Below are 21,811 nucleotides of genomic sequence, written 5' to 3' on the forward strand. Positions count from 1 at the left end.
ATTCGAAACGCGGCGGAAAAGTATATGATTTTTTACGGAGCGCTGACCCCAATAATATATACATCTGTCAAGGAAAGCGGGGTCCTTTTGACTATCCGTTATCTTGTCGAACCTCGTCAGAGAAGAAAGACCGAACAGCAGATATGGGAAGCAACTCTCGAGGCATTTGAAAAGGAAAAAGACATTGAATTGGCTTATCCTACGACGAGATTTTACAGCACAAACGGGAACGACCGCATTTAAAACACTCTCACCGATTGTGATAAATTGGATGAAATTCTTCCTGTTTTTTATAAATACGAATATGGACGGATAAAATGTTCAGAATCCGGCGGATTTACGACACTAATACACCTATTAACAAGAAAGCCATGACTCAGGTTCAAACGATTTTGAACGAGCAGTTCAAGACCATTAGAACTATCGAAATCGAAAGACTCCCGGATTTGCTTAAAAATCCTCTGAAATACGGATTTCGTTCGATATTGTTCGTCGCGGACAATTTAACCGGAGAGGTCAAGGGCTTTGCGCTTCTTTTTCACGCGCCGGACCTTAATTTCTGCTATCTCGATTATATCTCTACTGCGAAAAACTATTCTGGAAAAGGAGTAGGAGGCGCTTTGTATGAGAGGACGAGGGAAGAATCACTCCTTCTAGGGGCAAAAGGTCTTTTTTTTGAATGCAAACCTGACGATTCCGGGCTTTGTAAAAATCCCGACCTGCTCAGGCAGAACAGGAACCGGCTGAAATTCTACGAGAAATACGGCGCCAGACCCCTGATCAATACGAAATACGAAACTCCTGTTAAAGACGGCACAGGAGATCCTCCTTACCTTGTAGTTGACATCCTCGACAGGAAAAAAGAATTCAGCAAAGACGAAATGAAGGAAATCGTTAAAGCCATATTGGAAAGGAAATATCCCGATTTATGCGAAAAAGCGTACGTGAAAATGGTCGTCAACTCGATACAGGATGACCCTGTTAAACTCAGACCTTACAAACATATAAAAAACAGGCGAGTCGTTCCTGTAAACCGCTTCATCCCCGATGATAAAATGATAGACTTGGTCTATAACGACAAGCATTCAATTCATCACGTAAAAGAAAGAGGATACGTCGAATCACCGGTTAGAATTAAAACAGTACTGGCTTCTATTACTAGGACTGGTATTTTCAGGACAATACCGCTTGAGCATTTTTCCGATAAACGCATAACCGCAGTTCACGACAGAGGATTTTACAATTATTTGAAAAAAGTGTGCCAAACCATACCGGAAAAAGAATCTGTATATCCTTATGTGTTCCCGCTTCGTAATAGTTCGCGTCCGCCGAAGAAACTTCCCATGAGAGCAGGTTACTACTGCATAGACACCTTTACGCCTTTGAATAAGAACGCTTTTCTGGCAGCGAGACAAGCCGTGGATTGCGCTTTGACGGCAGCAAAATCAATATTAAACGGTTCGCGTCTGTCATACGCACTGGCGCGTCCTCCGGGGCATCACGCTGAAAAAAAAGTTTTCGGAGGATTTTGTTATATGAATTCAACCGCCGTTGCGGCGGATTATTTAAGCGCACACGGCGAAGTTGCCGTTCTTGATATTGACTATCACCACGGCAACGGCCAGCAGAGTATTTTTTACGACAGGAGAGACGTCTTGACAATTTCAATACACGTCAACCCGAGGAACGATTATCCGTTTTTCAGCGGATTTCTGGATGAAGTGGGAGAAGGAGAGGGAACGGGATTCAACGTCAACTATACGCTGCCCGAACATATATCTACAATAAGGTATTTCAATGCATTGAGAAAAGCGATTTCAAGAATAAAAGTGTTTGATCCGAAGTTCCTTGTCGTGGCGCTGGGAGCGGACACTGCAAGGGGAGACCCGACGGGCACATGGTCGCTCGACGCCGATGATTTTGAGTCTGCGGGAAATATGATAGGCCTGATGTCTTACCCAACGCTGTTCGTCCAGGAAGGAGGTTACGAGACTAAAACGATAGGCAGAAACCTTAGCCGGTTTTTTAAAGGCGTGTGGGAAGGTTCGTTCGATTCCGGTAAGAAAACTGGTCGGAAGCGAATATAGAATAAATTGGGGCGTGAAGAAGTGTTTACAGGTACATTTGTCTTCAGAGGGAATTTACTATGAAATCCGGTGTTAATGAAATAAGATACAATCTGCTTGTTTTATACCATTTTTACGCTTGTAACAAAGATACGGTCGATCATTCCGGTGCAATATAAGGTTTTTGTAAATTTCAATGAAGAATTTCAAACAAAGGACTGAAGATGAAATATCCCGTCACTAAAAAACGGAACTTTACTGAAGAGTTGCACGGTAAACAAGTTGCGGATCCATACAGATGGCTCGAGAAAATAGAAACTGAAGAAGTCGGTAAATGGGTTTCCGAACAGAACAAATTTTCTAAGAAATTTCTCCGGGATGGCGCGGCGTACGACAAAATTCTCAAGGAGCTCAAAAAAATCTGGTATTACTCTAGTCAGAATGCTCCATCAGTAAAAGGGGGAAAATATTTCTACCTAGCAAACGATGGCACTCAAAACCACAATATCTTATACGTCAAGGAATCTCTCGATGCACCGCCGCGAATTCTTCTGGACCCGAATAAATGGAGTAAAGACGGTTCATCGTCGTTGTCGGTGCTGTATATATCTGATGACGGAAAATACCTCGTGTACGGGATAAGCAGATCCGGTTCGGATTGGCAGGACATAAAAATATTAGATGTCGAAAAGACAAAAGACCTGCCGGAGACTTTAAAATGGTGCAGATTTACGTTCGTTTCCTGGAAGAAAGACTCTTCCGGCTTTTTTTACAACAGGTTCCCGGAAGAGACTTCAGTCCCTCCCGAAGACAGAATAAATTATTCAAAGGTGTATTTTCACGAATTGAACTCGGATCAGTCTCAGGACGTTTTGATTTTTGAGGACAACAAAAACAAAGAGCAGGATTTTTATCCGGTTGTGACCTATGACGGTGAATATCTTTTAATATTTGCCGGTATAGGCACCGATAACAAGAATTTGGTTTACGTCAGAAAGTTAATTGAAAACAAACGTTTCATTAGATTAATTCCTGATTTTGAAGCGGAATATACTTATGTCTACAACATAGGCGACATCTTCTTTTTTAAAACAGATTTAAACGCACCGTTCGGGAAAATTGTATCAATCGACCTGAAAAATCCATCCGAAAAAGCTTGGAAAGAGGTAGTTCCGGAGACTCGGAATAAGCTTTTAAATGCAACTACAGCAGGCGAAAAATTTATTCTTGAATATCTTTACGATGCTCACAGCGTTCTAAAAATTTACTCCCTTGAAGGCAAGCTTCTGAATGAAATCCAACTGCCGGGCTTGGGAACAGTTCTGGGCATAAGCGGGGAACCTGATCTAAAAGACATATATTTCAAGTACACTTCTTTCACTTACCCGGGGATAGTATATCAGTACGACATTAACAGGAATGAAATGAAGGAATTCAGCAGAGACGGGCTGTCCGTTGATCAGTCTGAATTTACCATCGAAAGGCTTATTGCCGTGTCGAAAGACGGCACGAAAGTTCCATATTTTCTCGTCCGGGGAAAAAGTGTCGAAAGGAACGGATCTAATCCGACGATTCTGTATGGATACGGCGGATTCAACATACCTGAAACACCTTCCTTTTCCGTTTCGTTATATTATTGGCTGAAAAAAGGAGGAATATACGCTCTGGCGAATCTCAGGGGAGGCGGCGAGTTCGGTGAGGTCTGGCACAAAGGAGGAATGCTAGGAAACAAACAGAACGTGTTCGAAGATTTCATCGCCGTGGCACAATCCTTGATCGAAAACGGCTTTACACAAAAAGAAAAGCTTGCAATCAGAGGCGGAAGCAACGGAGGTCTTCTGACAGGCGCGTGCATGATTCAAAAACCAGAACTGTTCGGAGCCGTAGTATGCCAGGTCGGGGTACTCGATATGCTTAGGTATCACAAGTGGACAGTTGGAAGATACTGGATCCCCGAATACGGAGATCCGGAAAATAAGGAACATTTCCAATTCCTTTATGCCTATTCACCGGTTCATAATGTGAAAAAAGGTGTAAAATATCCACCGGTACTTATAACGACTGCCGACACAGACGACAGGGTGTATCCGGCTCATTCTTTTAAATTCGCGGCAGAACTACAGGAAAAATCTTCCGGAGAAAGTCCCGTGCTACTGAGAATTGAGGAAAAAGCAGGACACGGACACGGAAAATCATTGTCGAAACTGGTGGAACAAGCCTCAGATATATACTCTTTCCTTAATAAAACACTCGGGCTTGAAGGTTGATGTTTAAAAATATTAGAAATTTTAAACCGTAAATCGAAGATAACAGAACAATTCTGTTTTCTTACGGGTATTTTTTGAAATATTTAAAAAATTGGAATATTTCCATTCAGCGTTCGGTATTCATGATTGTTTTCTCAGGAGGTATTTATGATTAAGAAATATTTGGTAATTGCGGTTCTGTTTTTTGCATCGACCGTAATATTCGGGGAAGAAAACGGCGAAATTCAGCTAAATCCGACAGAGGATGTAAACTCTCTTACAGGATATTACATACCCGTGGATATTGAGGATTGTTTCATGGAGTTGAATAAGATGCTACCCGAGGAAACGATTGATAAAATGTCTGAAGGAAAGGAATCAGAAATGATTAACTACCATCACGGTTTGGGAACCTGGATCAGAAACAACTGGGGGCTATGGTCCGATTCGCGTCTGGCTGACTATTTTAATTCTTTGGGAATTTTGCATCCGGACGATATGTCGTCTATCATTTTAGATTCTTTTTGGAAGAGATTGAACGGGAAGCCGCTCGAACTGGAAAAACAGGTACAGTTTTATATTGATTACTGGGAAAATCAGATGGAACAAACCGATGAAGAGTGAAAAAAATGCATGAAGAATTTACCGGTCAAAACGGCTTGTTCATTGATTTTCCGGCTATGGTATAATTAAATTTAATGCGGGTATAATATTTTGGAATTGATTTGAAAAAAATACAGTCCTTTCTTCTTGAAAAAGCAAAAAATGAATGTCTGCCGTATCTGAAAGGTTTGCCCCAGTTTTCTTCATTTGAAAATAAATTGTCATTTCTGATTGTAGGTTCAGTGGCCTCGGGTCTTTGCAGAAAAAATTCCGACATTGACATTGCTGTTGTCAGCAGAGAAAAGATATTCGATGAAATATCGAAAAATACCTCCTGGAAGGAAGGGAAACCTTCAGAAGTGATGATTGGAGAAGCTCAACTTCATTATTATGGTATAACGCTGGAGAAAATAGAACAAAAACTCGTGGAACTCAACGATTTTTATCTCTATGAATACAGCAATGCCATTGTTCTTGAAGATCCTTCGAAAAATTTCACAAAAAAGATATCAGTGCTGACTGCCGTTAATCCAATGGTCAGAAAACAGAGGCTTGAAGGAAAGCTCGATATGCTAATAAGGAGAAACAGAGCGATAAAGTATTCCCTTGAGTTGAGAGACATAATGAGTGTCGGAAAAATTGTTTTTGAGGTAATGTCATTGGCCCTGAAAGTTATAGCCCTGCTGGATGATGTTTCTTTTGATCCGAGAAAAAGACTTTTCAACACCGCTCTTAAAGGAAAAATCGGCAAATCGGCTGAGGATGAAGTAAGACATTTGTTCGGACTCATTGGTCAGATTGGAAATCTCAGGACTGATTCAGAATTTTCCAAATTCTCATTTCCTAAGGAAATGAATATATTCATTGGACTGTTGTCGCATGAGGCTGCTGCACAAGGTTTTCAAGTGGGGCTTGAAAAACCTGACATGCGTTTTGCTGAAAGATGAGGAAAGGGAGAAGATGCAGCCGGAAAAGCAAAGGTTTATAATTGTTAAAACGTGAAGTTCTCGGTAAAGATTATGATTGGCTCAAATAAATATCTTTAAAAACATGAAAAGGTAAGAAAGGGTTTTTATGAACTTGTCAAGTTGGGTATTGGGAATAATAATTGCTTTTCTGTTTGCCGTAATAATATTGTTTTCGTTTGTCACGCGATTGAAAGACGAGAAAAAGGCGCAAGAAGAATACGAAAAGAAGGGAATAATATGAAGAAAAGACGCATACAGTTTGTCTCGGACGATTTGGTAAAACAGATAATTGAAGGTAAAAAAACAGCAAGCGTTGTGAAAATGGGGGAAGTGGACGTCTCGGACGGAAACTACGATGATCCGCTCGTCGTCGGCGAATACTACGATGTATATGACAGCTCGTTAATCCGGAGGGTTACTATTCGGATTACCGGCATGGAGCTTTGCAGATGGGATAAAATCCCTGAGAGTTTATGGTCGGGTGAGACTAACATTAGCGCCGATGAATTCAAGGCGGACCACATCGAATATTTTGATAATCCTGGTCCTGAATTCGAGTTTGTCGCTTATTACTTCATAAAAGTAGAATGAATTGATTGTAAGCGCGAGCAGACGCACGGACATTCCTGCGTTTTATACCGAATGGTTTTTCAAAAGGATAAGCGAAGGCAAAGTACAGGTCAGGAATCCCAGGAATTTGAATCTTGTTAAGGAAATTTCTCTCGTTCCGGACAATGTCGACGGCTTTGTCTTCTGGACAAAAAATCCTTCACCGATGATCAGTAGTCTTTCAGAAATAGAAAAATACGCCTATTATTTTCAGTTTACTTTGAACTCATACGAAAATGATGTGGAACCTAACGTCGCGAAAAAAGAAGAGAGGGTGGGCGCTTTCAAAAAACTGTCGGATCTGATCGGTCCGGACAGAATCGTCTGGAGGTACGACCCTATACTTCTGACTAAAAAATATTCTGTGGAATGGCACGTTTTATCTTTTGAAAAAACCTCGAATTCTCTCAGTGGCCGGACGAAAAAGTGTGTCATAAGCTTTGTCGATGAGTACAAGAAATGTGAAAACAATCTGAGATCTATAGGTCTTATAGATTTTGACGAACGGACGATTTACGAATTGAGCGCCAAGCTTGCGGAAATTTCTGAAAAATCCGCTATGGAACTTACGACTTGTGCAGAGAGCTCAGATCTGTCCTCGCTAGGTATAAAAAGAGGAAAATGTGTAGACGCCGGTCTCCTGGAGAAAATATCGGGAAGAAAAGTTACCGGTACCAAAGACCGGGCTCGGAGGGAAAAATGCCTCTGCGACACGAGCGTGGACATCGGTGTTTACGGCTCCTGCCCGGCCGGATGCATATACTGCTACGCCGGCCCATGCAATGAAAAAGTACGGAACAAATTTTTTGAGTACGATCCAAATCTTCCGCTTCTTTCTTTTTAGACAATCCGGTTTATAATATCGTTAAGTTACTTTCAACGGAGGCCGGTCATGATTAAAAAATATTATTATTGTCTTTTGAGTGTAATATTTCTGGCGGCAATTTCAGGATGCAGTGATAAAAATCCGAATGAACCAGGACCCGGCACTAGCAGGGATTACCGCGAAGACATGCGAATTTTTGTTCAAAAAGTTAATTCATACGCTGACAGCCTTAGGCCGGGCTTCATTGTCGTTCCGCAGAACGGTAACGAACTGATAACCTCTGACGGAGAAGCCGGCGGTCCTCTGAAGACGGAATATATCGCCGCGATAGACGGTTTAGGAAGGGAAGACCTTTTTTACGGATACGATCAGGACGACATACCGACACCTGCCGTGGAAAGGGATTACATGACGGGATTTCTCGACCGCGCGGAAATAAACGGCATAGAGGTTCTCGTCACTGACTATTGTTCGACGAGAATTTTTGTCGATTCTTCATATCAGATGAATTTTCAAAGGGATTACATTTCATTTGCGGCAGACAAAAGGGAATTAAACAACATTCCGTCATATCCCGCGGCGCCTTATCACTCAAACCTTTTTGACATCTTAAATATAAATGAAGCCAAGAATTTTCTTTATTTGATTAATCCGGAACAGTACCAGAGCAAAACCCAATACTTGAACGCGCTCTCCTCGACGGATTTCGACCTTCTCATAATAGACGCTTTTTTTCAAGGAACACTTCTGACTTACGACGATGTCCAGACACTCGGCAATAAAGCTTCTGGCGGAAGCAGACTCGTTCTTGCCTACATGAGCATAGGCGAAGCCGAGAATTACAGGTATTACTGGAAAAACGAATGGATAACCGATCCCCCTTCATGGCTGGGAGAGGAAAACCCAGACTGGCCCGGTAATTTCAGGGTTGAATATTGGGATCCCGGATGGCAGTCCGTAATTTTCGGCAACGACAGCTCTTACACAAAAAAGATAATAGATGCCGGTTTCGACGGAGTGTATCTCGACATTATTGATGCGTTTGAATATTACGAGGTCAACTAGATGTTTTCGAGTTGCCCCAAAATGCACGAAATGATATATTTATGATTATGATTGTGATGGTTGTTTGTTGTCTGGTAATTCAGCAGAATTTATATTTACGAGATTTCTACAAGAGCGAAGCCGATACATACTCCCTAAAAATTGACGCCAAAATCCTTTCCGGAGAACTGTACACAAGGGAAGCCTACATAAAACATCCGGTCATACCGGGAATAGGAAACACATATAACAGTCTTATGGCCTATTACGACCTTGTGGGAGATGAAGGCGAATACGACATCAAATACTGCATGATAGAAAACACATATCATTATCTGTCTTATACAGCGGTGGATGCCGCTTATTACGGAGAAGACGGCTTGCCGGTTAAAATGCTGTCGACTCTCATTCAAAATATCTCTGCGGATGAAAGCGAACAACTTGCAGAAAAAGTGTTTTATTATGAAAACGGTTTATTTCAGAGCTATTACAGTGAAGCAGACGGCGAACCTATATCAGAAGAGAATCCGGACTCATCAGCCGCCGAATATTACAAAAAAGCATTACAGCTCAGAACTTTTTTTGAGGATTTTTCCGTTCCTGTCCCCACTATACTTTGGGACTATCTGCAGTGATTGAACTTTAATCTGTTTTATTTCCATAAATAGTTTAAGTAATATCAGGGAAGGGACGGGGGTTGACTTTACAATTTACCCATGAATAAAATATGTGATGCGCAAACCGAGATTAACGTATCAGGGAGCTCTTCACTACGTCATTTCTAAGAGTATAGAAAACAAAAGAATATTTCCCGACGATTTTTGTGTTTTGAAATTTCTTAACATTCTGGAACAAAGAGCTTCGACGCTGAAAATTGACGTTTTCGCTTTTTACGTCAGCGACGTCAGTTTTCACTTACTTCTGAGGAACACATCAGGAAAATTGTCGGATTTCATGAGACAGCTTAACAGCCTTTATGCATCGTACTTCAGAAAAAAGACAAAGTCCAGAGGTTATCTTTTTCAGGACAGATTCGAATCATTTCTCATTCAGGACAGAAAATATTTAAAAAAGACATTGGCTTTTTTTCTGAACATCCCGGTCAAAGAAAAAAAAACTGTGGACGCATTTTCATACAGGTGGTCGAGCGTAAATTTCTATTTCAACAAGAAACAGGGATTCTTGGACACAGGTTTTATAGAAAATTTATTTGAGACTGCAGAAGATTTCAGGATTTTCGTCAGGAAGAATATCGACGAAAAGCTACAACGGTTTTTTTTACATCAAGGTAAAATTATAGGAGACGGAAATTTTAATTTTCGGGATGGATTCTTTAAAAAAGATGAAAGCGCTGTTTTTCGAGGAAAGGATGAAATAATAAGTGAAACTGAAAGGAAATACGGCGTCAACCTGAGCCATGTTGATTTTAAAAGCAGGAAAATGAAAAGGATAAGATCTGAATTGCTGCTGTTGCTCAAAGACGAATGCGGCATGAGATACAGCGAGATAAACGAAATGCAGTTTTTCAAAAATCTCAAATTGAATTCGATGGGACAACTTTACAAACGGGCAAAGGACAGACAGAGTTGAGAATACTCGTAATAAATCTCGCCGCAATAGGCGATGTGGTCCTGTCAAGCGTCGTGGCAAAAGAACTGAAAAAGAAATTTCCTGGATCCACAGTGGATTATTTAGTCCAGCCGCTGTGCGCGACGGTTATTGAATTGTCGCCATTTGTAAATGGAGTTCATGTCTACGACAAAAAAAACAGGGACAAAGGAATTTTAAGATATTGTAAACTTGTAAAATCATTGAGAAAAATAAATTATGATATGAGCGTGTCCGTGAATTTTGCCGCGAGAGGGGCCATTCTGGCGTTTTTTATTCACGCAAAGCTCAGACTCGGATACTGCCGAAAAGTCAACGGCCTGTTTTTCACTCACAGAGCATCAGGAGACAGAAAAGAAATTAAAAAAGAAGGCCTCAACCAGCTCGAAATCCTCAAACCTCTGGGCATTATCACTAAAAACACCTATCCCTACCTCAGGGCGAAAGAAAGCGATTTAAAAACAATAAGAAAATTACTAGGGGAAAAAGAAAATAGAAAAAGGCTCGTGTTTTGTCCGGCCAGTTCGAAAAATTTCAAAAATCTTCCGATTGAGCTGAGCGCTGAAGTGATTGAAAAGCTTTCTTCCGAATTTGATATCTTCGCCGTCGGAAGTGAAGCCGAAATATGCTATCTTGAGAATTTAACTTCATCTGTAAAAGGGAAGGTCATGATATTTCCGGGAACTCTGACACTCGGCGAACTCGCGGCGCTTATTTCTTTTTCCGACGTCCTTTTGAGCATTGACACTGGACCTCTTCACATGGCGCAGGCTCTGAATGTGCCAACAACGGCGTTATTCGGCCCCACTGATCCCAGGGTCTGGGGTCCTCACGGAGAAAGAAACGAAGTAATCACTGCGGAGCTTGAATGTTCTCCGTGCAGTTTTAACAGGGAGTGTTCGGAAAACAAGTGCATGAGATATCTTGACGTCATGAAAATCTGCAGGAGCGTATTAAAAATGGCTGAAAAATCATGAATTATTTTAACTGCAAATTCTTAAAAGTTTTGAAGATTGACATTTTGCGATATAATATGCGGTATGGTGACAATGAAAGAACTTTTTGAGTTTTTGGATGAAAAAAAAGCGGTGTATAAAAAGGTTTCTCACGCATCGACTGCTAATTCTGAAGAGTCAGCGACGGCGAGAGGAGAGGACATCTCAATAGGCGGGAAAGCTATTGTCATGAAAATTGAAAATGAATTTTACGTTTTTATTTTGAGCGCAGCGAAAAAAATTGATTCTTCTTCCCTGAGACACCGTTTTAAAGCCAAAAGAATAAGATTCGCGACCAGAGAAGAGCTTTTAGAAATTACTGGATTGGAGCCGAACTGCGTTCCGCCTTTCGGCAGACCTCTTATAGATCTCGATCTTTTCGTTGACGAATCGGTGTTTAAGAACAAAAAAATTGCTTTTAACGCCGCTTCCCGAACGGATTCCGTTATAATGGACATAGAGCAGTACAAGACACTTATCGAACCGGAAGTTTTTTCTTTTTCAAAAGATTAAGATTTCTATTTATTGAAAAGGAGGAATGTTGGCAAAAATTTATCAGGTTAAATATGAAAGCCAGGCCGACCACAGGGCGTTAAAAGTCGATTACGAATCACAAGCCGACATCTTGGTATATTTGAGCGATACGGAAAGCGTCGCAGAAGGTGATTTTCTTTGGTTTTACGTCGATGACGAAAGTCTGGCGACGAGCAAACTTATGTGGACTGAAAGTGAGAGTGTCGCTGATATCAAAATTATGTTCGTTCCATACGAAAGCCAGGCCGGTTGGGTCACGGATCATCCATTGAAAGGCAAACTTTAGAAAATAAATCCGTTCAGTGCCTTTCTGTTCTTTTTACAAGAAAGTATGTCAACACGGCCAGGACAGCCATAATTATAAGAAAAACAGGATAGGAAATATACCATTTATCTCTGCCGATAAGCTCTGTAAGCTCTGACATTCCGCCGACTCCGGCGAAAAAACTGGGAATCATAATCGCGAGAACGACTGCATTGAGATTTTTCATGAGAACATTCAAGTTGTTTGAGACGATTGAAGCGTTGGCTCCAAGAAGCCCGGTGAGGATGTTTGAGTAAATTTCAGTCTGTTTCAGGCACTGATTGTTTTCAATAATGAGGTCGTCGAGATATTCGAGATTTTCTTCGGAAAAAGACATTTTTTTCGAATATATACGCAATTTGTCGAGAACCGTCGAATTGGAATTGATCGCGTTGAGATAATAAACGAGGCCTTTTTCAAGGGTGAAAAGATTTATGAGGTATTTGTTTTCCATTGATCTGTTAACCTTGTTTTCGAGCTCATTGGTAATCATGTTTATTATTCTGAGATGCTCAAGAAAATGAGTTATGCAGATTTCGAATATTTTAAGTACAGCGTCCTGAACTGAGTGAATGTTCTTGAATTGTTTGGATTCGAGAAAAGCCATATCATCAGCCGAAACTATAATCAGAAAATCTTTAAAAATGAAAATACCCGCTGAAGTGACTTTGAAAAAATAATTGTCATCACTTGAATAATTTTTAGGTCTTTTATAGATTATTGCGCAGTGATCTTCTTCAATTTCAAGACGCGCAAGTTCGTCCGGGTCCATTATGGAGAAAAGAGTGTGTTCGTCGAGTTTATATTTTTCTATTAGCTCGTGTTTCTCGGCTTCCGTTGGACAAGTGTAAAGACAAATCTGAGGAAGCAGGGCGCTTTGTGGATTTTGAATGTATTTAACAATTTTTCCTTCTGAGAATGAATAATTATGCACCATGCCGACCTCCGGATTGATTGTTTTCGGGCGGATTATAACCGCAGGATTATATCATTTTACCGATTTTTTAAGATAACGAAATATACTTGACAAAAAATTGTCAGGTGTTAAACATACTGAATTATTCTCATAATTATGAAAACGGGAGGAATAAAATGGATTTTGCAGGGTCTGTCTTCTGGTGTCTGCTTCTTTTGGCCGTTTTGGCTGTTTTGGCAGTGCCTGCGACGAGAACTGAATTCGTCAATCTTACACAAACCTATCCATATCCAATGGGAATGCTGAAATTCGCAATTCTGGGGACTATGGGCGAATTGGTTGGCTGGAAAATAGTCGCCGGAAAATGGAGAATTAGGAACATAAGAATCTGGCAGAGAATTCTGGTTTGGGCGTTTTTGGGTTTTGTATTCGCGGCTGTTTTTCCTCTGTTTTCATACGGCGTAGACGGCTTGATCGGAATCGGACTTCTCGCAGGAAAAAACTCTGTTTTGGCTCAGGCGTTTTGGAAATCGTTTTTCATGCAGGCGATATTTGCTTTTCCATTTATGATTTTTCACCGTATAACAGATACTTTAATAGACAGCGGTGAACTATTCAGGAAATGGAAATTGATAGAAGTCTACAAAAACATAGATTGGGACAACATGTTCAGAATTGTCGGCGCAGCAATAATCTGGTTTTGGCTGCCGGTTCACACTGTAAATTTTCTCCTGCCCCCGGAATACAGGCTGATAACGGCGGCTTTACTTGCAATAGTATTGGGGATGATACTCGGAATAGCCAAGAGAATTTCAATTAAAAAATTTAACAAATAAAAGAAGGATCAGTGGCGGGTATAATTTTTTTTAACACCGAGAATATGGATAAAACGAGAAATTTCTACATTGAAATCATGGGAATGAAAGTCTGGCTTGAGCAGAAAGACTGTATAATTTTGAGACACGACAACATGCTTATCGGGTTCTGTAAGGGTACAAGACCTTTCAGAGAATCTTTGATAACATTTTTTTATACCGAAAAAAAAGAAATAGACGAAATTTATGAAAAACTCAAAAACAGTGCCATCAGTGGACTAGTTTTCAATAAAGATTACAATATATACCATTTTTACGCGAAAGATCCTGAAGAAAGAGACATAGAGATTCAGTATTTCTGCCACTTTATTGACACTGAGTTTTTCAAATCTCAGTTCTGATCGGATTTTTTTTCGAAAACGAGTCTTATGGCTTTGAGAAGCTGTTCTCTTTTATATGGTTTTTGAACGAGAGAGAGTCCTTCGTGGAGAACAAAATCGGTGTGAATGGCATTAGGTGTGTAACCGCTCGAGAAAATTGTTTTTATATGCGGATGGTTGTCCCTGATAAAGTTGTAAACTTCTTTTCCGCCCATATTGGGCATCACTACATCGAGAAGAGCAAGGTCGATTCTCGGCCAGTTTTCCTTTATGTTAGAAATCGCCTGGGCGCCGTCTTCGACCGCGTAAACCGTGTATCCTGCAGATTCGAGCATTCTTTTCAGCATTATTCTGAGAGTTTCGTCGTCTTCGGCTATGAGTATTCTTTCGTTTCCTCCTCCTATCGGGCCGTCGAGAATTCGCTCCACTTCCGAAGCTTTTTGTTCCACTATGGGAAAATACATTTTAAAATTTGTCCCTTTTCCTAATTCACTGTAAAGATTTATCATCGCGTTGTGCTGTTTTATAATTCCGTAAACAGTTGAAAGGCCCAGGCCTGTTCCTTTTCCGGGCTCCTTTGTCGTGAAAAAAGGATCGAAAGCGTGTCTTGATGTTTCCTCGTTCATTCCGATTCCCGAATCGGAAACGCTCAGAAGAACATATTTGCCCTGACAAGCCCACGGGTGAGTTCTGCAGTAATCGTCGTCAAAATACACATTTTCTGTTTCAATCAGAATTTCTCCACCGGAAGGCATCGCGTCTCTCGAATTTATGCAGAGATTCAGAAGGACCTGGTCTATCTGGACAGGGTCCGCCCAAATTGATCCGAGTTTATGACCGGGAATGAATTCGAGCCTGTTGTTCTCTCCTATGATTCTTCTTATCATGATCAAGAGGTCTCTTATCTTTTCGTTCAAATCGAGTGAAACAGGTTTTAGGACCTGTCTTCTGCCGAAAGCGAGAAGACGGGATGTGAGTTCGATGGCTTTGGCAGAAGCGTTTTGAATTTCTATAAGTTCTTTGGAGCAGTCGCGTGACTTCGCCTGCATTTCTGAAGCGAATTCGGCGTAACCGAGTATCGCCTGAAGAATGTTGTTGAAATCATGAGCCACTCCGCCTGCTAACTTACCTACTGCTTCAATCTTCTGTGCTTGCAACAGCTGTTCTTCCAGGCGTTTTTGTTCGTTGATATCGATTGAAATCCCAACCATATGATTCGGGTTGTCTCTTGGAATTTTTCCGCAGTTTAAAACCCACTTCCAGTTTCCAGACGCACATTTCAGCCTGAAATCAGAACGAAAATATTTTTCAGGGTTTGATCTTTGTTTTTCCAGCAGGTCGATGACTCTTTCTTTGTCTTCAGGGTGAATTATGCCGAGAAGAAACTTTATGTCGGTTTTAACTGAATTTTTTTCGTACCCCAGCATTTGAGCCCATCTTTCAGTCACTTCGAGTCTTCCGGTTTGAAATGACCAGTCCCAGAGTCCAATTTCTGCGGCGTCGACGGCGAGGCTCATTTTTTCCTCGCTTACGTGAAGTTCTTCAAGAGTTTGTTTCTGAACGAGAAAAGAAGATATTCTTGATGCTATGTCCTTGAGCATGGCTTTTTCCTCTTCGAGAAAAGGGTCTTGGTTGTCAAGACCAATACTTTCATCATAGAAAACACTCACTGTTCCGGCCGTGGTTTCTTTTATTTTTATCTCGGCAGAATACGAATGAACGAAATCGTTAAAAGGTTTTGAAGAGTAGCTTTTTCCGGAAAGTTTGATCTGCGAGAATGCGTGTTCAGGAAATGAAAGGGCGACAGGGATTTCTTGTGCGATCCGCGAAAACACATCGTCGGATTCCTCGAACTCCTCTTCGAGAAGGATCTCGGCTGTTCTGAAAAGACAGTTTAACTCTTTTATTCTCGATTTGAGATTTGACGTAGCCCTGACTCTGTCTGAAATATCCCTGTAGATGCCGTAAACCGCTTCCTGCCTTCCTTCAAAGACTATTGGTGCGCCTACGATAGAGACATTGAAAAGAGAGCCGTCTTTTTTTCTTCTGACGGTCTCAATGGAGACACCGGCTCCACTCTCTATTTTTTTTGTTATTGAAAAGGCTTCGGATCTGAGGTCTGGAGGCGCTATAAAATCATCCACGCATTTTCCGAGGATCTCTCCTCTTTCGTATCCGAAAAGCCTCGTGAATTCTTCGTTGATATTCAATACCTGCCCATCGTTGCTTGTCATGATTATGGCTTCGGGAGCGTTTTCAATCAGATTGGAATGAAATGCTTTTTCTCGCATAAGAGATAACTCTGTTTTTTTCAGCAGAGTTATGTCGGGAAAGACCGTCATCACTGCGAGTAATTTGCTTTCGTTGTCGAATAAACCCGAAGAGTTCACCGAAACCCAGGATTCCCTGTCGTTGTTTTTGATTACCATAAGCTGATTTTCTACGGAAACTCCTTCCTTAATCGCCCGGTAATGAGGGTGATTGCTTACGCAGGATAATGAGCCGTCCGGAAAGTACATCGGCCATAAATTTATAAGATCACTGGTTTTCACTTTTTTTATATCGGAAATCTTCTCCGAAGAAAAGGCTTCGGCGTATCTGTTGACCCGTGATTTTTTGAAGCCGGGAGCGAATGAAACAATAACGGGAAGAGGTATCCTGTCTATGATCATTCCGAAAAAGTCTTTCCTTCCGGCAGAGCCGCCGGGTCTGGCGCACGAAGACTCTGTCGCGACTGACACAGAACGCGCTATGTTTTCCAGATAAAACGGGTCTTTCTCAAGGCAGAGAAAACAGCCCTCGGAGATGTAGTTTTTTACATTAGTTCTGTTTTTTTTGCCTATCAAAAACACAACAGGAGCTTTGCCGGATACAAGTGAAGCGCTGCTTATATTTTCCAGCCCATTTAGAACACCGGACTCGATGTCGACAAGGGATGCGGAATATATCTTGGGATCGTTTTTTTTAAGAAATCTCGGAATGCTTACGGAAAGAACCGAATGGATCGACTGCTCTGCGAGAATTTTGGAAAGTTTTTTGAAAAAAACCGCATCTTTTGTGCAGATTAAAACTTTTTTTACGTATTTTTTTTTTGATCCGGTCATAAACAGTTAGAATGATATTTTATGTCCATCTTCATGTCAAAGGATATAAAGCAGAAAAAACTTGAATTTATATTCATTTTGAAGTATGAAAAATCAAAATTCGAAAGGAAGTGAAATGGAAAAAAAGGAATATTTAAAAGAGATGATATGCCACATAGACATAAAGTCTTTTGACTCAAAGGATTTAATTGATCAGTTTGGAAACATGGCGTTTCAGGCTCGCAACCTTTCGAGAGCTTCTGTGATTTTCGACACCATGGTGAAGGATACTGACTGCGCTATAATATTGTGCCTGGCCGGTTCGATTTTCAGCGCCGGTTTGAAAAAAATCGTACTGGATCTCATGGATTGCAACATGGTTGACGCTATAGTTTCAACCGGAGCCATAATCGTAGATCAGGATTTTTTCGAAGCGCTGGGTTTCAAGCATTACAAAGGCATCCCGAGCGCAGATGACGACGATCTCATGAATAACGCGATAGACAGAATATATGACACTTTTATAGACGAGGACGAACTTAGAATATGCGACGACACGGTCCGGCTGATAGCTGACGAAGCCGAGCCGAAGCCATATTCTTCGAGAGAGTTCATAATGCTCATGGGCAGGTATTTAAAGGAAAAGAATCTGGGAAAAGAATCCGTTGTCGGAAAAGCCTTCGAAAAAGGAATACCCGTCTTCGTTCCGGCTTTTTCCGACTGCTCGGCCGGTTTCGGACTCGTCCAACATCAGAGTAAAAGAGGCGGCTCGCCAAAAGTCACGATAGATTCAGTCAGGGATTTTCTTGAATTGACTAAGATTAAAATATGGTCCGGGGAGACGGGACTCTTTATGGTTGGCGGAGGCGTGCCGAAAAATTTCGCTCAGGACATAACCGTATCCGCTGAGATATTGGGCGAACAGGTCAACATGCACAAATACGCGGTTCAGATAACAGTTGCCGACGAAAGAGACGGCGGGCTCTCAGGTTCAACTTTAAAAGAAGCTCATTCATGGGGTAAAGTAGACCAGGGAGCTGAACAGATGGTGTTTTCGGAAGCCACAATAGCTTTGCCTCTCATTGCGAGCTATGTGTATCACCGTAAAAACTGGCAGGCAAGGAAACCGAAAAATTTTAACAAGGTTTTGGATGAAAATGAATAAAGAAGCGATGGTTCCCAAGGGTGTATTTCTGACGAACGGTGTCGGAGTTCACAAAGACATGCTCGCGTCTTTTGAGCTTGCTCTCAGAGACGCGGGAATTGAAAAATGCAATCTTGTCTATGTGTCGAGCATCCTGCCTCCGAAATGCAGGATCATATCGCGTAACAAAGGCCTCGAAAAACTTAAGGCCGGCCAACTGACTTATTGCGTGATGGCAAAAAACCAGACAAACGAACCGAACAGACTGTTATCTGCGGCAGTCGGAATGGCCATGACCAAAGGTTATGAACAGTACGGATATCTGTCGGAACACCATGCTTTCGGTCAGACCGAGAAAGCCGCCGGCGAATACGCTGAGGACCTTGCCGCTTCGATGCTCGCGACAACTCTGGGAATTCAGTTCGACCCAAATCTCGCCTGGGACGAAAGAAAGCAGGTGTACAAGGCCAGCGGCAATGTTTTTGTGACACGCCCCATAGCTCAGTCTGCAAGAGGCAATAAAGACGGTTTATGGACGACGGTCCTCGCCGCCGCCGTTTTTCTCCTCGATTAGAGGTGAAGTATTTTATATAAAAATTTCGGTGGATTGGAACCGGAATATTCAAAAAGGCAAAACTCCGGCATTGTAGTCATTCCGGTACCTTTTGACTTGACGAGTTCCTGGTTAAAGGGAGCCGATAAAGGACCTGCGGCTATTATCGAAGCTTCCTCAAACATGGAACTCTTCGACGCAGAAACCGGCAAAGAGGTCTACAAAAAAGGAATCTTCACCGAAACTCCCGTGATTACCGACAGCACTAAACGCATGGTCGAACAAGTGAAGAAAAAAATTCAGGAACATATTGCGGAGAATCGGTTTCCCGTTACCGTAGGCGGTGAACACTCCGTTTCGATCGGAGCTTTTCTGGCTTTCGCACGGCAATTTGACCGTGTAAGCTTACTGCATCTCGATGCGCATTCGGACAGGCGCGACGAATACGAAAACGATAAATACAATCACGCGTGCGTGGTAGCAAGAGCTGAAGAAGCGGGATTGAACGTCGTCTCTGTAGGCATAAGAAGCCTCGACGTCACGGAAAAAAGAATATTATCGGACGAACGAGTATTTACGGCCGAAAATATAAGGAAGGACTGTGATTGGATACGAAAGGCAGTTTCAAAACTTGGAAATGACGTTTACGTAACAATAGATCTGGACGTTTTCGATCCTTCTATTTTACCGTCAACGGGAACACCCGAACCCGGAGGGCTCGGATGGTATGATGTGCTGGATCTTCTGAAAGAGACTGCTTTGAGAAGAAACGTCATAGGATTCGACGTGGTTGAGCTTAAACCCGATTCAAACAGGCATTCGGAATTCACTGCCGCCAAACTGATTTATAAATTTCTCGGATACGTTTTTGATAAAAGGCTTTAAATGAACGAACACATAATAACATGGGTTTTAATCCCGATCCTGATAATGTTTGCCAGAATAATAGACGTCTCTATCGGCACAGTCAGGATTATATTCGTCGCCAGGGGAAAGGCGACTATTGCAGCAGTGCTGGGCTTTTTCGAGGTCATAATATGGATACTTGCTATTTCACAGGTCCTGGCCAATCTAACTAATGTTTCATGCTACATCGGATACGGGGTGGGTTTTGCTATTGGAAACATACTGGGAATTAAGATAGAAAAGAGAATAGCTTTCGGACTGCAGATGATTACGATAGTCACAACAAATAAACTTGATGTACTGCCTATGCTTCTCAGGGATGAAGGTTACGGGGTGACAACGGTCAGCGGAAAAGGGGCGAAAGGAGACGTCAGAATCATTTACGCAGTTGTCGAAAGAAAATTTGTTCAGAATGTTCTCGGTTTGGTAAATTCAACTGAGCCTGAAAGTTTTGTAACGGTCGAGGACATGGTCTCTCTGCACAGAGGTTTTGTAAGAGAGAGGCAAAAAATCGGTTTGTTTGGGAAAAAAAAATAAGGAGAAATTAGATGAAAAACGATAAGGAATTCGCGTCATATTTCGTTCAGAGTCAGAACATATACTTTCTTGATGGTAAAGATAAAAAGGAGATAATTGTCGAGCTTTTGTCGAAGACGCCTCAGGAGAACTTGAAAAACTACGACGAAGTCAAAAACGAACTGCTTAAACGCGAAGAGTTGATGTCGACCGGAATAGGTCTCGGAATAGCCTTTCCGCACATTGGATCAGTCAACGTGGAAAAACTTTCAGTCTGCGTCGGGATACTCAAAGACGGAGTGGAATGGGGTTCCATAGACGATTTACCGGTCAAAATTGTGATTTTAATAGTTTACCCTTCCAAAAAAAGAACCGAGTATCTCACTCTTATTTCAAAATTGAGTTCCGTTCTAAAGGAAGAAATAAACAGGGACAAAATAGAGAAATCAAGCGACAGCGGTGAGATTTTCAACACACTGACGAAGAATATAATTATCTGAGTGTTGGAAATGATTATAACTGCGATTATTCTGCTCAGCACGTCGGTCGCGCTCGTTCCATCTATGCCGGATGCCGACAATCCATGGACTATCCAGATACTTTCCATAACCGGCTTGGACGATATTTACGAAAATACGGAGCGGTTGAATTCAATTCTGGAACGGGAAGGATTTCCTCAAACGGGTGCCTATCCGCGCTTTTTCATCGCGCAGGGTGTTTTCCAAAATAAAAGAGTTTACAGAGTGTGCGCGGGTGCTTTTGACGGAACAGAAAAATCGAAAGAGACTGTATACCGGCTTAGAGCAAGGGGTGTTCCGTGTTTTTCGAGAAGGCTTGTCGGAGGTGAGGTTGAAACGTGGGAAAATTTATCAGTTTCAGAAGGACGGATTGTTTTCGGCTCAGGTCATTTTGTCGAACTGTTTGAACCCGGAGATATGTCATGGCAGAAAGGGAGAGCATATCTGTCTTCCGACTCCGCGTACGCCGCTTTGACGTATTCAAACGGGACAGGATACGAGGGGGAAGGTGAAAACATCATTATTCTAAACTTGAAAAATTTAGGCGAGAACATTGCCGTGATAGATCAGAGAATGGTTTTACCTGTAATGTGGTTTCAGGGCGAAGAGGATTCTGTCTTGCTTGTAGTTGAATTGATAAGCGGAGGAACGGCATACGGCAACGAGGTTATTGTTATCAACTGCGAAGACGCTGTTGTAGTTGAGCGCTACAGGCACTGTACGATAAATAACTACGGCCCTACCGCATTGACTTTAAACGTCATGTCGGTTGAAGAGACTATTCTTGGCGAGGTTGAGGTTAATCTATTAGACCTTAAAAATAAATAATATTTTCCTGATTGTCTTTTAAAAGTCCGTTGAATCAGGTTACTTGCATCGCGGTTAGCGCGGAAATTTATTACAGCTTTTGAATGAGATCATTTATCTGCAAATTCCATCCCGTCGGGAATGCTGGATCTGACACCGCCTGAATCCTAAAACCGTTCATACGTGAACATTTCATTTTTTTCATGACTTTCTTCCGGTTTGCCATAATAATTTATTATATAAAATGGACTACAGATGCCATTATTTATTAATTTGTAACCTGAAATCACTAGTGTCCTATAAAAAATAAAAAGAAAAAGACTGGTTCCTAAAAAGAAAATATAATCAAAAAAAGCTAAAAAAAGGAACC

23 protein-coding genes are annotated in these 21,811 nt (G+C 41.6%); 21 read left to right on the plus strand and 2 right to left on the minus strand.

Features of this window, described 5'->3' with window-relative positions; translation table 11 throughout:
* The 13 genes from JXL83_06980 to JXL83_07040 form a co-directional block, all read left to right on the plus strand.
* On the plus strand, window positions 1-243 hold a 243-nt coding region (locus JXL83_06980; protein MBN2363858.1), incomplete at its 5' end, for a mechanosensitive ion channel family protein.
* Window positions 244-317: 74 nt separating this feature from the next.
* A complete protein-coding gene (locus JXL83_06985) occupies window positions 318-2,087 on the plus strand; it encodes an acetylpolyamine amidohydrolase (GenBank protein ID MBN2363859.1) in 1,770 nt (589 codons plus the stop codon).
* Window positions 2,088-2,290: 203 nt separating this feature from the next.
* Window positions 2,291-4,333 carry a S9 family peptidase gene (locus tag JXL83_06990; protein MBN2363860.1) on the plus strand — a complete coding sequence of 681 codons (2,043 nt, stop codon included), beginning with the start codon at window positions 2,291-2,293 and terminating at the stop codon, window positions 4,331-4,333.
* A gap of 147 nt (window positions 4,334-4,480) precedes the next feature.
* Window positions 4,481-4,936: a hypothetical protein gene (locus JXL83_06995; protein MBN2363861.1), complete on the plus strand. Its 456-nt coding sequence runs from the start codon at window positions 4,481-4,483 to the stop codon at window positions 4,934-4,936.
* Window positions 4,937-5,037: 101 nt separating this feature from the next.
* Window positions 5,038-5,862, plus strand: a complete 825-nt coding sequence (locus tag JXL83_07000) for a nucleotidyltransferase domain-containing protein (GenBank protein MBN2363862.1) — start codon at window positions 5,038-5,040, stop codon at window positions 5,860-5,862.
* A gap of 258 nt (window positions 5,863-6,120) precedes the next feature.
* Window positions 6,121-6,474 carry a hypothetical protein gene (locus JXL83_07005; protein MBN2363863.1) on the plus strand — a complete coding sequence of 118 codons (354 nt, stop codon included), beginning with the start codon at window positions 6,121-6,123 and terminating at the stop codon, window positions 6,472-6,474.
* 1 nt (window position 6,475) lies between these two features.
* Complete coding sequence (locus tag JXL83_07010) at window positions 6,476-7,336, plus strand: DUF1848 domain-containing protein (GenBank protein ID MBN2363864.1); 861 nt, start codon at window positions 6,476-6,478, stop codon at window positions 7,334-7,336.
* Between the two features lie 48 nt (window positions 7,337-7,384).
* Window positions 7,385-8,383, plus strand: coding sequence for an endo alpha-1,4 polygalactosaminidase (locus JXL83_07015; GenBank protein MBN2363865.1), 999 nt, complete (start codon window positions 7,385-7,387; stop codon window positions 8,381-8,383).
* Window positions 8,384-8,430: 47 nt separating this feature from the next.
* Window positions 8,431-8,997 (plus strand): hypothetical protein, encoded by a 567-nt coding sequence (locus JXL83_07020; protein MBN2363866.1) that lies wholly within the window; start codon window positions 8,431-8,433, stop codon window positions 8,995-8,997.
* A gap of 97 nt (window positions 8,998-9,094) precedes the next feature.
* The gene (locus JXL83_07025; protein MBN2363867.1) at window positions 9,095-9,952 is read left to right on the plus strand and encodes a hypothetical protein; all 858 of its coding nucleotides are present in this window, start codon (window positions 9,095-9,097) and stop codon (window positions 9,950-9,952) included.
* A complete protein-coding gene (locus JXL83_07030; GenBank protein MBN2363868.1) occupies window positions 9,949-10,947 on the plus strand; it encodes a glycosyltransferase family 9 protein in 999 nt (332 codons plus the stop codon). Before JXL83_07025 ends, JXL83_07030 begins: the two co-directional genes overlap by 4 nt.
* Window positions 10,948-11,019: 72 nt before the next feature.
* Window positions 11,020-11,478, plus strand: coding sequence for a hypothetical protein (locus JXL83_07035; protein MBN2363869.1), 459 nt, complete (start codon window positions 11,020-11,022; stop codon window positions 11,476-11,478).
* Window positions 11,479-11,503: 25 nt separating this feature from the next.
* The gene (locus tag JXL83_07040) at window positions 11,504-11,785 is read left to right on the plus strand and encodes a hypothetical protein (protein MBN2363870.1); all 282 of its coding nucleotides are present in this window, start codon (window positions 11,504-11,506) and stop codon (window positions 11,783-11,785) included.
* Window positions 11,786-11,798: 13 nt separating this feature from the next.
* Here the strand turns inward: JXL83_07040 and JXL83_07045 are convergent, their stop codons facing one another.
* Window positions 11,799-12,740, minus strand: a complete 942-nt coding sequence (locus JXL83_07045; protein ID MBN2363871.1) for a magnesium transporter CorA family protein — start codon at window positions 12,738-12,740, stop codon at window positions 11,799-11,801.
* 155 nt (window positions 12,741-12,895) lie between these two features.
* On the opposite strand from JXL83_07045, the gene JXL83_07050 reads away from it, so the two are divergent.
* Both JXL83_07050 and JXL83_07055 read left to right on the plus strand, forming a co-directional pair.
* Window positions 12,896-13,555 (plus strand): hypothetical protein, encoded by a 660-nt coding sequence (locus tag JXL83_07050; protein MBN2363872.1) that lies wholly within the window; start codon window positions 12,896-12,898, stop codon window positions 13,553-13,555.
* A gap of 44 nt (window positions 13,556-13,599) precedes the next feature.
* Window positions 13,600-13,935 (plus strand): VOC family protein, encoded by a 336-nt coding sequence (locus JXL83_07055; GenBank protein MBN2363873.1) that lies wholly within the window; start codon window positions 13,600-13,602, stop codon window positions 13,933-13,935.
* Here JXL83_07055 and JXL83_07060 read toward each other — a convergent pair.
* Window positions 13,926-17,018, minus strand: a complete 3,093-nt coding sequence (locus tag JXL83_07060; GenBank protein MBN2363874.1) for a PAS domain S-box protein — start codon at window positions 17,016-17,018, stop codon at window positions 13,926-13,928. The two genes, JXL83_07055 and JXL83_07060, sit on opposite strands and share 10 nt — an antisense overlap.
* Window positions 17,019-17,133: 115 nt before the next feature.
* Here JXL83_07060 and JXL83_07065 point away from each other — a divergent pair, with 115 nt between their 5' ends.
* From JXL83_07065 to JXL83_07090, 6 genes are read left to right on the plus strand one after another with little or no spacing between them, the layout of a single operon-like run.
* The gene (locus tag JXL83_07065) at window positions 17,134-18,162 is read left to right on the plus strand and encodes a deoxyhypusine synthase (GenBank protein MBN2363875.1); all 1,029 of its coding nucleotides are present in this window, start codon (window positions 17,134-17,136) and stop codon (window positions 18,160-18,162) included.
* Window positions 18,163-18,169: 7 nt separating this feature from the next.
* Window positions 18,170-18,715 (plus strand): arginine decarboxylase, pyruvoyl-dependent, encoded by a 546-nt coding sequence (locus tag JXL83_07070; GenBank protein MBN2363876.1) that lies wholly within the window; start codon window positions 18,170-18,172, stop codon window positions 18,713-18,715.
* A gap of 9 nt (window positions 18,716-18,724) precedes the next feature.
* Complete coding sequence (gene speB / locus JXL83_07075) at window positions 18,725-19,579, plus strand: agmatinase (protein ID MBN2363877.1); 855 nt, start codon at window positions 18,725-18,727, stop codon at window positions 19,577-19,579.
* On the plus strand, window positions 19,580-20,137 hold the full coding sequence (locus JXL83_07080; GenBank protein MBN2363878.1) for a DUF2179 domain-containing protein: 558 nt from the start codon (window positions 19,580-19,582) through the stop codon (window positions 20,135-20,137). It abuts the gene before it with no gap.
* 11 nt (window positions 20,138-20,148) lie between these two features.
* The gene (locus JXL83_07085) at window positions 20,149-20,616 is read left to right on the plus strand and encodes a PTS sugar transporter subunit IIA (protein ID MBN2363879.1); all 468 of its coding nucleotides are present in this window, start codon (window positions 20,149-20,151) and stop codon (window positions 20,614-20,616) included.
* Complete coding sequence (locus tag JXL83_07090) at window positions 20,617-21,462, plus strand: hypothetical protein (protein ID MBN2363880.1); 846 nt, start codon at window positions 20,617-20,619, stop codon at window positions 21,460-21,462.
* Window positions 21,463-21,811: the final 349 nt, after the last annotated feature.

It is taken from the genome of candidate division WOR-3 bacterium (genome assembly GCA_016934535.1).
Taxonomy (GTDB): Bacteria; SDB-A; SDB-A; order SDB-A; family SDB-A; genus JAFGIG01.